This is a genomic window from Klebsiella sp. CN_Kp066 (assembly GCF_040065135.1).
In the GTDB taxonomy this organism is placed as follows: Bacteria; Pseudomonadota; Gammaproteobacteria; order Enterobacterales; family Enterobacteriaceae; genus Klebsiella; species Klebsiella oxytoca.
Window position 1 is genome coordinate 66,023 of record NZ_JBEAIU010000052.1, and the last position, 13,178, is coordinate 79,200.

16 protein-coding genes are annotated in these 13,178 nt (G+C 55.2%); 5 read left to right on the plus strand and 11 right to left on the minus strand.

Features of this window, described 5'->3' with window-relative positions; translation table 11 throughout:
• Positions 1-17: 17 nt before the first annotated feature.
• The gene (locus tag ABLV75_RS20650) at positions 18-428 is read left to right on the plus strand and encodes a hypothetical protein (RefSeq protein WP_004109501.1); all 411 of its coding nucleotides are present in this window, start codon (positions 18-20) and stop codon (positions 426-428) included.
• 2 nt (positions 429-430) lie between these two features.
• A complete protein-coding gene (locus ABLV75_RS20655) occupies positions 431-748 on the plus strand; it encodes a hypothetical protein (RefSeq protein WP_004109504.1) in 318 nt (105 codons plus the stop codon).
• Positions 749-750: 2 nt separating this feature from the next.
• Here the strand turns inward: ABLV75_RS20655 and ABLV75_RS20660 are convergent, their stop codons facing one another.
• The 4 genes from ABLV75_RS20660 to tyrB all read right to left on the minus strand — a co-directional run bounded on the left by ABLV75_RS20660 (position 751) and on the right by tyrB (position 3,769).
• On the minus strand, positions 751-1,104 hold the full coding sequence (locus ABLV75_RS20660; protein ID WP_004097793.1) for an MmcQ/YjbR family DNA-binding protein: 354 nt from the start codon (positions 1,102-1,104) through the stop codon (positions 751-753).
• Positions 1,105-1,106: 2 nt separating this feature from the next.
• Positions 1,107-1,523 carry a secondary thiamine-phosphate synthase enzyme YjbQ gene (locus ABLV75_RS20665; protein ID WP_004109507.1) on the minus strand — a complete coding sequence of 139 codons (417 nt, stop codon included), beginning with the start codon at positions 1,521-1,523 and terminating at the stop codon, positions 1,107-1,109.
• Between the two features lie 142 nt (positions 1,524-1,665).
• Positions 1,666-2,379, minus strand: a complete 714-nt coding sequence (gene aphA / locus ABLV75_RS20670) for an acid phosphatase AphA (RefSeq protein WP_004109510.1) — start codon at positions 2,377-2,379, stop codon at positions 1,666-1,668.
• Between the two features lie 196 nt (positions 2,380-2,575).
• Positions 2,576-3,769, minus strand: a complete 1,194-nt coding sequence (gene tyrB, locus ABLV75_RS20675; protein ID WP_004109518.1) for an aromatic amino acid transaminase — start codon at positions 3,767-3,769, stop codon at positions 2,576-2,578.
• A gap of 71 nt (positions 3,770-3,840) precedes the next feature.
• Between tyrB and ABLV75_RS20680 the strand changes: the two genes are divergently transcribed.
• On the plus strand, positions 3,841-4,572 hold the full coding sequence (locus ABLV75_RS20680; protein ID WP_224226683.1) for a hypothetical protein: 732 nt from the start codon (positions 3,841-3,843) through the stop codon (positions 4,570-4,572).
• An 88-nt stretch (positions 4,573-4,660) separates the two neighbouring features.
• On the opposite strand, the gene alr is transcribed toward ABLV75_RS20680, so the two are convergent.
• A complete protein-coding gene (gene alr / locus ABLV75_RS20685; protein ID WP_004109522.1) occupies positions 4,661-5,740 on the minus strand; it encodes an alanine racemase in 1,080 nt (359 codons plus the stop codon).
• 145 nt (positions 5,741-5,885) lie between these two features.
• A complete protein-coding gene (gene dnaB, locus ABLV75_RS20690; protein ID WP_004097788.1) occupies positions 5,886-7,301 on the minus strand; it encodes a replicative DNA helicase in 1,416 nt (471 codons plus the stop codon).
• A gap of 61 nt (positions 7,302-7,362) precedes the next feature.
• Between dnaB and ABLV75_RS20695 the strand changes: the two genes are divergently transcribed.
• Positions 7,363-8,346, plus strand: a complete 984-nt coding sequence (locus ABLV75_RS20695) for a quinone oxidoreductase (protein ID WP_004109524.1) — start codon at positions 7,363-7,365, stop codon at positions 8,344-8,346.
• A 381-nt stretch (positions 8,347-8,727) separates the two neighbouring features.
• Here ABLV75_RS20695 and pspG read toward each other — a convergent pair whose 3' ends face one another.
• From pspG to ABLV75_RS20710, 3 genes are all read right to left on the minus strand, one after another.
• The gene (gene pspG, locus ABLV75_RS20700) at positions 8,728-8,970 is read right to left on the minus strand and encodes an envelope stress response protein PspG (protein ID WP_004109526.1); all 243 of its coding nucleotides are present in this window, start codon (positions 8,968-8,970) and stop codon (positions 8,728-8,730) included.
• A gap of 140 nt (positions 8,971-9,110) precedes the next feature.
• Entirely contained in the window at positions 9,111-10,109 is a 999-nt protein-coding gene (dusA, locus tag ABLV75_RS20705) for a tRNA dihydrouridine(20/20a) synthase DusA (RefSeq protein ID WP_016808434.1), read from the minus strand.
• 104 nt (positions 10,110-10,213) lie between these two features.
• Positions 10,214-10,702 (minus strand): cupin domain-containing protein, encoded by a 489-nt coding sequence (locus ABLV75_RS20710; RefSeq protein ID WP_004109530.1) that lies wholly within the window; start codon positions 10,700-10,702, stop codon positions 10,214-10,216.
• 204 nt (positions 10,703-10,906) lie between these two features.
• Here ABLV75_RS20710 and zur point away from each other — a divergent pair, with 204 nt between their 5' ends.
• Entirely contained in the window at positions 10,907-11,422 is a 516-nt protein-coding gene (gene zur / locus ABLV75_RS20715; RefSeq protein ID WP_004109534.1) for a zinc uptake transcriptional repressor Zur, read from the plus strand.
• A 90-nt stretch (positions 11,423-11,512) separates the two neighbouring features.
• Here the strand turns inward: zur and ABLV75_RS20720 are convergent, their stop codons facing one another.
• On the minus strand, positions 11,513-11,722 hold the full coding sequence (locus ABLV75_RS20720; protein WP_016808435.1) for a CsbD family protein: 210 nt from the start codon (positions 11,720-11,722) through the stop codon (positions 11,513-11,515).
• Positions 11,723-11,858: 136 nt separating this feature from the next.
• Positions 11,859-13,175: an MATE family efflux transporter DinF gene (gene dinF / locus ABLV75_RS20725; RefSeq protein ID WP_004109540.1), complete on the minus strand. Its 1,317-nt coding sequence runs from the start codon at positions 13,173-13,175 to the stop codon at positions 11,859-11,861.
• Positions 13,176-13,178: the final 3 nt, after the last annotated feature.

The following is a 13,178-nucleotide window of genomic DNA, read 5'->3' on the forward strand; positions in this document are numbered from 1 at the left end:
AAATTGCAGGATGCATCATGTCTTTCAAACACGGATTTTATCAATTCACTCTTATCGCGGCGCTATTGGTGACGACCGCCTGCAGCTGGGTAGACGGCTACAGCAATACGGCCCACCAGCAGCTATTGATGCTGGAACAGCTTCATCTGCAGTTCATCAGCGATGCGGCGACAGAGCCGGTCGACCAACGCTTATTAAGACAAGAGGATCGCCAGATTCGTCAGCTATTTAGCCTGGCATTAAGCGACGGTGATGCGCTGCGGCAGAATAATCTGCGCGTGCTGGAGAAGAATTATCAGCGGCTTTACACGCATGTTTCCCGCCAGGATGCAGCGCTGACGCCCTTCACGGCCGGAGCTCTGGCGCAACAAACGGAATATCTTTATCAGCAGGCCATCAGCGGCGAACAGCTGCGTTCAGGGAGATAACCATGTCCATCATTAAAGAAGTCAGCGCCCAAGTGACCGGCGCAGGCGTGAATACGGCAGAATGGCTACAGCTTATGGAGGCGATAGTAAATGATGAAGACAGCGGCATTCGCGACGCCGGAATGCTCACGCTTCAGGCATTACAGGAGAAAGCGCGCGGCTGGTTAAGTCAGGACGACCTCATTCTGCTCCTCGAAGGGCAGCGCGATATTGCCAGCATTCGCGCCAGCAATGAACAGATCGCCATGCAGACGCACCTGCACTCCACGCTGCTTCGCCTGTTTGATGTGACCCTGCTGGCGCTGCTGGGGAGGATTTAACGCTATGGCAATAGTTTACGCTTAGCCTCGGAAAGAGAATCAAGCGCCTGCTGGTATGAAGCATCCACCAGGTAGTAAATTTGCGAATCAGGCAGGGAGCCATCCAGAAACACCGTACTCCAGTGGGCTTTATTAAGGTGTTTGCTGGGGCGAACATCGCGATGCTGCTGCCTTAGCAGTTCCGCAAGCTCGGGGCTGGTTTTTAACGATACCGCAGGCCGATTGTCCTCCACCTCTTTTACCATCGCAAACAGGACGTCCGCCGCTTTGATCTGCGTCGCTTTCCAGTCGCTATGTACGCTTTGTTCAGCGCCCGGCTTTGCCATGCAGTACTGCAATAAATCCGAAATTGTCATTTTTATTCCCCCATTAGCGTCGCGATGATATGGCGCGATCCGCCGTGAATACGATGCTCCCCTAGCCAGATACCCTGCCAGGTCCCCAGCCTGACGCGTCCGTCCTGAACGGGCAGCATCAGCGATACGCCCAGCATCGAAGATTTAATGTGCGAGGGCATATCATCAGGACCTTCATAATCGTGTTCATACGGCGCATTATCCGGTACGGCATGCAGAAAATGTTGTTCCATATCGTAGCGGACGGTCGGATCGCAGTTTTCATTTAGCGTCAGGGAAGCAGATGTATGCTGGAGCAGCAAATGCAGCAGGCCAGTTTTAACTCCCGAAAGCTGGGGAATCTGGCTTAAAACCTCATCAGTGACCAGATGAAAGCCCCGTGATTTCGGGCCTAAGGTCAGAGTTTGCTGATGCCACATAAACCGCTCCTTTTACCGATCAACCTTCCTAAGTGTGCAGCAATAAGCGAAAAGGTAAAACCTCCGACGCGCTATTTTGCACAAAAAAACGGCAGCGCGTCGGCTGCCGTTTGAGCTAATGATGTTTACGCCGATGGATGGCTTAATATTCTGAATTCACAATGACCTCTTCGCCCTGAGCGCCCGCCATCGGCAGCGGCTTATAGGAGGAATTCGAGGCTCGCAATATACGGATCCCACGCGCGCCTACCTCTCGGGCGGCGGAGATATCGTTATCCGAATCGCCGTAGAAGACTTTGATCCCTTTCTCCTGCAGCCACTGCGTTTTGGTGTTCTGACCGGGCTTATCGCCAGCAAAAATAACCGGGTTCATATTCGCTGCCGGGATGAGAAAATCATCCTGTAGGGTTTTCGTTACCGTTTCGGTTTTGGTCTGGCTACGTCCGGTCACAAAATAGATGCTATCGCCGCGCTTCACGTGCATCGCAATCAGCTGGCGCGCCACCTCTTTCGGCATGCTGAATTCATCCCAGCCGTTGTTCATTTTTTCCCAGAACTCCGGATTTTTCAGGTAATCATCGCTGCCGGGGGAATAGGTTTTCTGCCCGCGCCAGAAGCCCGGGCTGGAAAACAGGACGGTATCATCAATATCAAACCCGACGGCCATCGGCTGGCGCCCCAACAGGCTATTTTCAATCTGGGCCACGGAAACCCAATGGATCGGCGCCTGTTCGGCGAGTTTCGCCATATTGGTGCCCGTCCACAGCGGCTGCGGTGTGGAAGCGCGAGCAACGACGGAGCTATTTAGCGTGAACAGTAAGCAGACGGCCCCAAAGGCCAGGGTGATCTTGCGCATATTTTTCCCTAAATAATCGAATCGTTATAATTTTCAATAATGTGTACGCTTATTAATGCATCAAGACCTTACCCCCCGCTGGCGCGGATAGGAAGATTTTTCTGCTCTGATGTCATATAAAAAGAGAATGATCACACTTCAGGTAGGGAATTACCCGCGTCATGATTTGACGCGGGCAAAAAAGGTCAGGAAAAACTTATATTACAGCAGCAAATGCCTGCGCGACGCGCCGCACGTTGCCTGAATTCAGCCCGGCTACGCACATACGGCCGCTGGCGATCAGGTAGACACCGAACTCATCGCGCAGGCGGTCAACCTGGGCTGGGCTGAAACCGGTATAGCTAAACATGCCGCGCTGCTTAAGCAGGTAGTCAAAATCACCGCCCGGCACCGTCTCTTTCAGCACATTCACCAGCTCGTGACGCATGGCCAGAATACGGGTACGCATCTCTTCCACTTCCGCCAGCCATGAGGCTTTCAGCTCGCTGTCGCCCAGTACCGCCGCCACGACCTGCGCGCCAAAGTTCGGCGGGCTGGAGTAGTTGCGCCGTACGGTCGCTTTCAATTGCCCCAGTACACGACCCGCGGTTTCTGCATCTTCACAGACGATCGACAGTCCGCCCACGCGTTCACCATACAGGGAGAAGATTTTCGAGAAGGAGTTGCTCACCAGCAGCGGGATCCCGGCGCGCGCAATGGCGCGGATAGCGTAGGCATCCTCTTCCATGCCGGCGCCAAAGCCCTGATAGGCAATATCGAGGAAAGGAATTAAATGACGCGCTTTCAGCACCTCAACGACGTCGTCCCACTGCGCATTGCTGAGATCGGCTCCCGTTGGGTTATGGCAGCACGGATGCAGTAGCACGATATCGCGCTCCGGTAGCGATTTGAGTTTTTCCAGGAACGCCTCAAAACGCACGCCATTGGTTTTATCATCAAACCATGGGTAAGTACTTACTTCGAATCCAGCCCCTTCGAATATCGCGATATGGTTTTCCCACGTCGGATCGCTAACCCACACCTGCGAGCCCGAGAAGTAGCGTTTCAGGAAATCAGCGCCGACTTTCAGGGCGCCGGAGCCGCCCAACGTCTGAATGGAGGCCACGCGATGTTGCGCCAGTACCGGATGATCGGCACCGAACAACAGCGGCGCGATAGCGTGACGGTAGGCGTTCAGTCCTTCCATAGGTAAATAGATTGAGGCGCCGTGCGGCTGAGCATTAAGGCGCGCCTCCGCTTCGGCAACCGCCTGCAGCTGCGGAATAATGCCGTCTTCGTTGTAATAAAGACCGATGCTGAGGTTTACTTTGTCACTACGTGGATCGTCTTTAAAACGCTCCATCAGGGAGAGAATGGGATCGCCAGCGTAGGCGTCAACTTTCTGAAACACGTGATGTTTCTCCAGGTTTACATGAGGCAAGTCATAACACAATAAACTGGATGCGAAAGAAGATCGAGGGGATGTTGACCTTCTTTATTCCCTATAGCATAAAGCCTCATAAACTGGAGCAGCACGACGTAAAAAAGGATAAGGAATTTATGGATAGCCCCCCGATTGCGGACGTTGATTTTACAATGCTCTGGAAGGAAAGCGGTTATACGATAAAAAATTACGTTAAACCCGCCTCTGATAATCGATTTATAACGCCGCAGACAAGGACAAACGCCATGACTCCCGAGATATTACTATTGCGTGGGAAAATCAATCAACTTTCTGAAATTACTGAATATATTGAGTTAGAACTCACAGATAACCCTCAATGGGAAGCGCCGTCTGATACCAGCTATTTAAATGAAAAAGATTGGGCTGATCCCGATATTGTTGACAACGTCAGGGCGATGCAGGCCACCAATAAACTTATCAGTTGGTTTGGTGAGGATAATGAGGGGTACGTGGGACTATGGCGTGGTCCGGATAATATTCCTCTGGAGCAGGCACAGGTGGTACGTCTGGATTCAGAAGGGCAATATGAACTGGTAGCAGACACCATCGCAAACTATCTGGCAATCAGTTGTGACGAAGACGAATTCCCACATATCCGCCAGTTACTCACAACCGCCGGGTTTAGCGTGGCGAATTCAATCGATGAGATTTGGCAAAGCATTGATGACTCAATTGTTCAACCTAATGATTATCGTAACCGGCTTTATAACGACGCACGAATCCTACGCGGAGAAGACCCAATAGAATGAAGTGGCAGCCAGCAATTCTACGGAATAAGTCAGGATGGGCTGGTGGACCATGCCCCGGCAACGCTGCCAGGGCAAACGAGAAAGAACGTTAATCCACGTACTTCATCGACACCCGTGAAGTCAGGCGCGTAATAAGTTCGTAAGCACTTACTTTTGTGATTTCGGCAATACGTTCGACGGGTAAACCTTCGCCCCACAGCACGACCGCATCGCCAGCCTTATCCTGCGCTTCAGGCCCAAGATCGACGCAAATCATATCCATCGCCACGCGTCCGACAATCGGCACCTCACGCCCGTTAACCAGCACCGGCGTTCCGGACGGCGCGGCGCGCGGATAGCCATCGCCATAGCCCATCGCCACAACGCCTAAACGCGTATCGCGCTCGCTGATCCAGGTTCCGCCGTAGCCCACCGGCTCGCCGGCTTTATGCTCGCGGACCGCAATCAGGCTGGAGGTCAGGGACATCACCGGCTGGCAGCCAAAATCCGCGCCGGTGGATCCACCGTCGAGCGGCGACACGCCGTAGAGAATAATCCCCGGACGCGCCCAGTCGAAGTGCGACTGCGGCCACAGCAATATACCGCCGGATGCGGCGATAGAACGCAGCCCCGGTTTCCCTTCCGCGAAGGTGGTAAAGATATCCAGCTGACGTTCGGTCGCGCCGCACTCTGGCTCATCCGCACGGGCAAAATGGCTGACGATATTTACCGGCTGACGGACGTTTTTACACTGGCTCAGGCGCTGATAGAAGGCTTCGGCCTGTTCGGGCAGAACGCCTAATCGGTGCATTCCGGTATCCAGCTTCATCCATACGGTGATCGGTTCGGGTAAGTCGGCATCTTCCAGCGCCGCCAGCTGTTCCGGGCTGTGTACCGCAGTATGCAGACGCTGGGCGGAAATAATCGCCAGGTCAGCGGCCTCAAAGAACCCCTCCAGCAGCAGAATCGGCTGGGCGATACCGCCCGCGCGCAGGCGCAGGGCTTCTTCAAGACGGGCGACGCCAAAAGCATCGGCGTCCGGGAGCGTTCGCGCGGTCTCAAGAAGACCGTGTCCGTAGGCGTTCGCTTTCACCACCGCAACCAGTTTGCTGGCAGGCGCCAGTTCACGTAATCGTTGCAGGTTGTGTCGCAGAGCGCGGCGGTTAATGACTACAGTTGCCGCTTGCATTTGAATTCCTTAATAAAAGCATCTCCTAAATCCTTCGTGTTGCAGGAAGGCGACAAGCCTGAGAATCCCCGGGAGCTTAGTAAACTAAGTGACCGGGGTGAACAGGCGTAGTCAACGCATCTGCGGCATGAAGGATGACGGAGATTTATTCGTCGTCGTATTGTGGCCCAGCATAATTATCAAAACGCGACCACTGACCGTTAAACGTCAGGCGCACCGTCCCGATAGGACCGTTACGCTGTTTACCAATAATAATTTCGGCGATGCCTTTTAAGTCACTGTTTTCGTGGTAAACCTCATCACGGTAGATAAACATGATTAAGTCGGCATCCTGCTCAATGGAGCCAGATTCACGCAGGTCGGAGTTCACCGGGCGCTTATCCGCACGCTGTTCCAGGGAGCGGTTAAGCTGCGACAGCGCCACCACCGGCACCTGCAGCTCCTTCGCCAGCGCCTTGAGCGAGCGGGAAATTTCGGCGATTTCCAGCGTACGGTTATCGGAGAGCGACGGCACGCGCATCAGCTGCAGGTAGTCGATCATAATCAGGCCGATGCCGCCGTGCTCGCGGGCGATACGCCGCGCGCGTGAACGCACTTCCGTCGGCGTCAGGCCGGAGGAGTCATCAATATAGATGTTGCGTTTTTCCAGCAGAATCCCCATGGTGCCGGAAATGCGCGCCCAGTCTTCATCATCCAGCTGACCGGTTCGAATACGGGTCTGGTCAACTCGCGACAGCGAGGCCAGAGAACGCATCATAATCTGCTCCGAGGGCATCTCCAGACTGAAGATAAGCACCGGTTTATCCTGCAACATCGCCGCGTTTTCCACGAGGTTCATCGCAAACGTCGTTTTACCCATCGATGGACGCGCGGCGACAATAATCAGGTCCGACGGCTGAAGACCGGCGGTCTTTTTATTGAGATCGTCATAGCCGGTATTGACCCCGGTGACGCCGTCATGCGGCTGCTGGAAGAGCTGCTCAATTCGCGCCACGGTGGCGTCGAGCACGTCGGCGATATTCTTCGGCCCTTCATCTTTATTCGCGCGGCTTTCGGCGATTTTAAAGACCCGGGATTCGGCAAGGTCGAGCAGATCTTCGCTGGTGCGGCCCTGGGGATCGAAACCGGCTTCGGCGATTTCATTCGCCACCGAGATCATTTCGCGTACCACCGCGCGTTCGCGAACGATATCGGCATAAGCGCTGATGTTCGCCGCGCTTGGCGTATTTTTCGATAATTCCGCCAGGTAGGCGAATCCGCCGACGCTGTCCAGCTGCCCCTGACGCTCCAGCGATTCGGCGAGCGTAATCAGGTCGATCGGGCTGCCCGACTCCTGCAGGCGCGCCATTTCGGTGAAAATATGGCGATGCGGGCGAGTATAGAAATCTTCCGAAACAACGCGCTCGGCAACGTCGTCCCAGCGTTCGTTATCCAGCATTAAACCGCCCAACACCGACTGTTCCGCTTCAATCGAGTGCGGCGGGACCTTTAACCCATCGAGCTGATAATCTCGCTCGCGGGGTTCAGTCTGTGGTTTGTTGAAGGGTTTATTTCCTGCCATAGTGAATGGAGTTACCGAGATAGTGAATGGGTCGAAAGATTACCACATTTCTGGAGGAAGCATGGCAACACGAATTGAATTTCACCAGCACGGAGGGCCTGATGTTCTGCAAGCGTTGGAGTTCACGCCGAAAGATCCCGCAGAGCACGAAATTCAGGTAGAGAACAAGGCCATCGGCATCAACTACATTGATACCTATATCCGCAGCGGCCTCTATCCACCGCCGTCATTGCCGAGCAGCCTCGGCACCGAAGCCGCTGGCGTCGTGAGCAAAGTCGGTAACGGCGTAAAGCATATTAAAGCCGGCGACCGGGTGGTCTACGCGCAATCGGCGCTGGGGGCCTATAGCTCCGTGCATAATGTACCTGCCGATAAGGCCGCTATTTTACCGGACGCCATCTCTTTCGAGCAGGCGGCAGCGTCGTTCCTGAAAGGGCTCACGGTTTATTACCTGCTGCGTAAAACCTATGAGATCAAAGCAGGCGAGCCGTTCCTGTTCCACGCGGCGGCCGGCGGCGTCGGGCTCATCGCCTGTCAGTGGGCCAAAGCGCTGGGCGCTAAGCTGATCGGTACCGTCGGCAGCGCGCAAAAAGCCGAACGCGCTAAACAGGCCGGCGCCTGGCAGATCATTAACTATCGCGAAGAGAATATCGTCGAACGCCTGAAAGCGATCACCGACGGTAAGAAAGTTCAGGTGGTTTATGATTCCGTCGGTAAAGATACCTGGGAAGCGTCTCTTGATTGCCTGCAGCGCCGGGGGCTGATGGTGAGCTTCGGCAACTCTTCGGGCCCGGTGACCGGCGTGAATCTCGGCATTCTCAACCAGAAAGGTTCGCTGTACGTTACCCGCCCGTCGCTGCAGGGCTATATCACTACGCGCGAAGAGCTGACGGAGGCCAGCAACGAGCTGTTCTCGCTGATCGCCAGCGGGGTGATAAAAGTGGATGTTGCGGAGAGTCAGAAATATGCATTGAGCGATGCCCGCCGCGCGCATGAGGTGCTGGAAAGCCGGGCGACGCAGGGCTCGAGTTTGCTGTTGCCATAGTTATGGCTTTTCCCTAAATGAGCCGGGCTACAGGAAGAGGGTAAGTGAATGAATCCCCAGGAGCTGACAACAGTAAGCGACTGGGGTGAATGACAAATCTGTCAGAAACAAATTTGAACGCCGCAAAGCGACGGCCCGTAAGGGCGAGTCTCATGGATGAGACGAGTCACTCAGCAACCAACGCCCCTGCAGCCTGAAGTATGACGGGAGAAGAAGAAAAGTTTAGGGCTTCCCCCTGGGAAGCCCTTACTTTTTTTGTTCGGCTGTATGTAGGGTACAGCTCGATGAATTCGTTAACGCGCTAATAGTGACAGATTTAATAAGCAAAGCCTACGCTGTTTTATGCAAAAATCTTCAGGTTGTGACATACCGCTCAATACCTTAGTAACGCCAGCGGTTATTACCGCGATAACGGTTCCCGGTTGGCGATTTTATCGCCCGAATCACCCACACCACGACTACGGCCAGCAGCAGCCAGGGCAGCAGCTTAATCATTAACGCAAACAAACCACCGACAAACATCAGCGCGGTCGCGACCACAATCGCGGCAATAATTCCCAGCAGTGAAACGCCGGTGACCAACAGCATGACAAAAAAGCCAATAACAAATAAGAGTTCCAGCATCGTCTTTCCCCTAAAGAAATGTAATCTACCTTGCTGGATATTACAAAAATCATGCCAAATATAAGTTATTGAATAAAAACAAAAACGCCCGACATGTCAGGTGCCAGGCGTGGTGAATTTGACCAGATTTTAGCGAAAAACTAACGCTTGTCGGCAACCAGTTTCAGCGCCTGTTCCAGTACGTTGATGTCCGCCCCGGCTTTATGCGCATTTTCGCTCAGATAGCGACGCCACTGGCGCGCGCCGGGAATGCCCTGGAAGAGCCCCAGCATATGACGCGTTACGTGCCCCAGGTAGGTTCCGTTACTCAGTTCGCGTTCGATATAGGGATACATCGCCCGGACCACGGAAACCGGGTCAGCATCGACGCCTTCCACGCCGAAAATCTCCCGATCCACCGAGGCCAGAATACCCGGATTCTGATAGGCCTCACGGCCTACCATCACGCCGTCCATATGCTCAAGATGCTCCTTTGCCTCTTCCAGCGACTTAATACCGCCGTTGATCGCCATGGTCAGATGCGGGAAATCGCGCTTAAGCTGGTAAACGCGTGGATAGTCCAGCGGCGGGATCTCGCGGTTCTCTTTGGGGCTCAGGCCTGAAAGCCAGGCTTTACGCGCGTGGATGATGAACATCTCGCATTCGCCTTTCCCGGATACCGTTTCGATAAAATCGCACAGAAACTCATAGCTGTCCTGGTCGTCAATGCCGATACGGGTTTTTACCGTAACCGGGATCGACACGACGTCGCGCATCGCTTTAATACAGTCAGCCACCAGCTGCGCGTTCCCCATCAGGCAGGCGCCAAACATACCGTTCTGTACGCGATCGGACGGACAGCCGACGTTGAGGTTAATTTCATCATAGCCGCGCGCCTGCGCCAGCTTTGCGCAGTGCGCCAGCGCAGCCGGATCGCTGCCGCCGAGCTGCAGGGCGACCGGATGCTCTTCTTCGCTGTAGGCCAGATAGTCGCCCTTACCGTGAATAATCGCACCGGTGGTCACCATTTCGGTATACAGCAGCGTGTGGCGCGACAGCTGACGCAGAAAATAACGGCAGTGTCTGTCGGTCCAGTCGAGCATGGGCGCGATGGAAAAACGGTGGGCAGCAAAAGCAGTAGGCGTTGATTCTGACATCATGGCGAATAAATAAGCATCCGGGTAAAAAGGGGCGCTACTATAGCACAAAGATAAACCACTGGCGCATAGCGTCGGCGCGCCCCCTTTCCATCCCGCAATAAACGCTATTTTTTCCGCGGCTTGCCGTCGTGAGGGCCGAAAAACTGCGGCGGATGGTCAACCCAGCGATCCTGACGCGTAGCGGCATAGCCGGGGTTAAGCGGATAGTAGATACGATTAAATTTCTTGTTTGCCTCACCAACGACTAACAGGCGGACCTCCTGTTCGGTGTTATTGAGGAACGTGTGGCAAATACCGGTTCCGGCAGGAAAACCGACGCTATCCCCCGGCTCCAGCTTCCACAGGTAGCCGTTAATCCACACTTCCGGATAGCCTTCCAGCACGTAGATAAACTCTTCTTCGTCGCTTTCCGCATGTGGATAAGAAGTGCGGCGCCCGGGCGGCAGGCGCTCATGGTGGATCCCCAGGCGATTGAGCCGCAGACCGCGCGCCAGCGGCGCACCGATGGAGAAAAGCTCGGTACTGTCAGGGTAGGTGGAATCATCCGCCCCTTCCAGTTCACGCCAGTGTCGAATGCAATCAGGTCGTTTCATCGTTTTCTCCCGAAAATGAGATGCATCAGGTATAGCATAAGGGGGCAAGCCAGAGCGACCCCAGGAGCGTGACGGCTGGGACGAATTGACGCTGCCAAAGCGTATGTGACGCGAAGTGTGACGGGTATAGTCCGCCGGGTCTCGGCGTTTCATCGGTATCGTGATAAAGTAACAGTTTGAGATTCACGCAACCAGAGGACGCTCATGGATAAGACCACTTCGCAACAAATGTTAGCGCATGCTGAAAAGCTCTGCGCGCAGCGTGGCGTTCGCCTGACCCCGCAGCGCCTCGAAGTATTGCGTTTGATGAGCCTGCAGCAAGGGGCAATCAGCGCCTACGACCTGCTCGATCTCCTTCGTGAAAAAGAGCCCCAGGCTAAACCGCCGACCGTCTATCGGGCGCTGGAGTTTTTACTGGAGCAGGGGTTCGCGCATAAGGTGGAATCGACCAATAGCTACGTGCTGTGCCACCTTTTCGATCAGCCAACCCACAGCTCAGCGATGTTTATTTGCGACCGCTGCGGCGGCGTGAAAGAAGAGTGCGCGGAAGGCGTCGAAGATATAATGCATACGCTGGCGGCAAGAATGGGATTCGCGCTGCGCCACAACGTCATTGAAGCTCACGGCCTCTGCGCTGCCTGCGTCGAGGTCGAATCCTGCAGTACGCCGGGCCACTGTCATCACGACCATACCATCCAGATAAAAAAGAAAGCCCGCTGAGGCGTTAGCCGCAGCGGGAATCAAGGGTAGCAGTACCTCCATGTACCGATCGTGCAGGCAATAACAGTGGGTTAAAACACGACGTTTTCGCTACCAGCGGTAGTCGTTTTTGGTTTCCCAATCGGTCACTTCTTTGTCTGCCTGGTCTTTTTCATATCCATAACGTTCCTGGATTTTACCGACCAGCTGGTCACGCTTACCCTCAATGACGGTCATGTCATCATCAGTCAGCTTGCCCCATTTCTCTTTCGCTTTACCTTTGAACTGTTTCCAGTTACCGCCGATTTCGTCTTTATTCATCATGCATTCCTCATCGTTCGGTTATCGTTCGGTGAATGAACAGCCCGCTGTGTTTCGGACATGACTTAACTATAGATGAGTATTCTGAGTAAGATTTATTATTCGGAATCTTTAACCATCAGATGTACTAAATGCACTACGAAAACCAGGTTCCGCGCCGCCAGTGCCGCCGCCAGATCGCTGCCAGGGAAGCGCCGCGCAGAGCGAGAAAGACCGTCAGCGCCAGCCACAGTCCATGGTTACCGAGCGTGGGTACCGTCAACAGCGTCAGGGCAAACCCCGCCGCCGCCACCGCCATGCTGTTACGCATCTCCGCACCGCGCGTCGCACCGATAAACATGCCGTCCAGCAGGTAGCACCAGACGCCAATGACCGGCAGAATCATCTGCCAGACCAGATAGCGGTCGGCCAGCTGCTGCAGGGAAGGCAGCGAGGTCAGCAACGCAATAATCTGTTCGCCGGCAAGTCCGTAAATCAGCGCAAACGCCAGCGCCACTATCCCTGACTGGCGGCAAGCCGCATGCCAGACAGCCAGCAGCCGGCTATCGTCGCGCGCGCCGTAGGCCTGCCCGGAGTGCGCCTCAACGGCGTAGGCAAAACCGTCCAGCGCGTAGGCGGTAAAGGTCAGCATCGTCATGAGAACCGCATTGACCGCGACGACATCGGCGCCGAGGCGAGCGCCAAATACCGTTACCGCACCGAAGCAGAGCTGTAGCAGCAGCGAACGCAGCATGATGTCGCGATTCAGCGCCAGCAGGCGACGTATATCGCCGCGCCAGGCGTTTTTTAGCATTAACAGGGAAACGCCGCGCAGCGCCAGCACGCGCCTTGCCATCAGCAGGCCGATAAAGAAAGTGGCGTATTCTGCCGTGACCGTTGCCAGCGCCGCCCCCTGCACGTTCATATGCAGGCCCATCACCAGCCATACATCGAGCACAATGTTAAGAACATTGCCGACCACCAGCAGGATCACCGGCGCTCTGGCGTACTGCACGCCCAGCAGCCAGCCCAGCAGGACCAGGTTCGCCAGCGATGCCGGCGCGCTTAGCCAGCGGATCTCAAGGAAGCGTCTGGCCTGTTCGAGCACGGCTTCGCTGCCGCCGACGATGTGCAGCGCCAGGTCGATCAACGGCATCCGCAAGAGCACAATGGCCGCCCCGGCGGCCAGCGCCAGGCACAGCGGCTGCACCAGCGCACGCGCCAGACGCTGCGGATCTTTAGCGCCGTACGCCTGGGCCGTCAGCCCAGTGGTACTCATTCGCAGGAACAACAGCAGCATAAAGAGGAAGCTGGTTGCCGTTGCGCCAACCGCCACGCCCCCCAGATAAACCGGGCTATCGAGATGACCAATAACGGCGGTGTCCACCAGCCCGAGCAGCGGAACGGTGATATTGGAGAAGATCATGGGCAGCGCTAAGCGCCACAGGGCTTTGTCGGCGGCGTTAAAAAACATGGA

Coding starts and splice junctions, on each gene's coding strand:
- ABLV75_RS20650 (WP_004109501.1), top strand. CDS start 18: ATGTCTTTCAAACACGGATTTTATCAATTCACTCTTATCGCGGCGCTA.
- ABLV75_RS20655 (WP_004109504.1), top strand. CDS start 431: ATGTCCATCATTAAAGAAGTCAGCGCCCAAGTGACCGGCGCAGGCGTG.
- ABLV75_RS20660 (WP_004097793.1), bottom strand. CDS start 1,104: ATGACAATTTCGGATTTATTGCAGTACTGCATGGCAAAGCCGGGCGCT.
- ABLV75_RS20665 (WP_004109507.1), bottom strand. CDS start 1,523: ATGTGGCATCAGCAAACTCTGACCTTAGGCCCGAAATCACGGGGCTTT.
- aphA (WP_004109510.1), bottom strand. CDS start 2,379: ATGCGCAAGATCACCCTGGCCTTTGGGGCCGTCTGCTTACTGTTCACG.
- ABLV75_RS20680 (WP_224226683.1), top strand. CDS start 3,841: ATGTTGACCTTCTTTATTCCCTATAGCATAAAGCCTCATAAACTGGAG.
- alr (WP_004109522.1), bottom strand. CDS start 5,740: ATGCAAGCGGCAACTGTAGTCATTAACCGCCGCGCTCTGCGACACAAC.
- dnaB (WP_004097788.1), bottom strand. CDS start 7,301: ATGGCAGGAAATAAACCCTTCAACAAACCACAGACTGAACCCCGCGAG.
- ABLV75_RS20695 (WP_004109524.1), top strand. CDS start 7,363: ATGGCAACACGAATTGAATTTCACCAGCACGGAGGGCCTGATGTTCTG.
- pspG (WP_004109526.1), bottom strand. CDS start 8,970: ATGCTGGAACTCTTATTTGTTATTGGCTTTTTTGTCATGCTGTTGGTC.
- dusA (WP_016808434.1), bottom strand. CDS start 10,109: ATGATGTCAGAATCAACGCCTACTGCTTTTGCTGCCCACCGTTTTTCC.
- ABLV75_RS20710 (WP_004109530.1), bottom strand. CDS start 10,702: ATGAAACGACCTGATTGCATTCGACACTGGCGTGAACTGGAAGGGGCG.
- zur (WP_004109534.1), top strand. CDS start 10,907: ATGGATAAGACCACTTCGCAACAAATGTTAGCGCATGCTGAAAAGCTC.
- ABLV75_RS20720 (WP_016808435.1), bottom strand. CDS start 11,722: ATGAATAAAGACGAAATCGGCGGTAACTGGAAACAGTTCAAAGGTAAA.
- dinF (WP_004109540.1), bottom strand. CDS start 13,175: ATGTTTTTTAACGCCGCCGACAAAGCCCTGTGGCGCTTAGCGCTGCCC.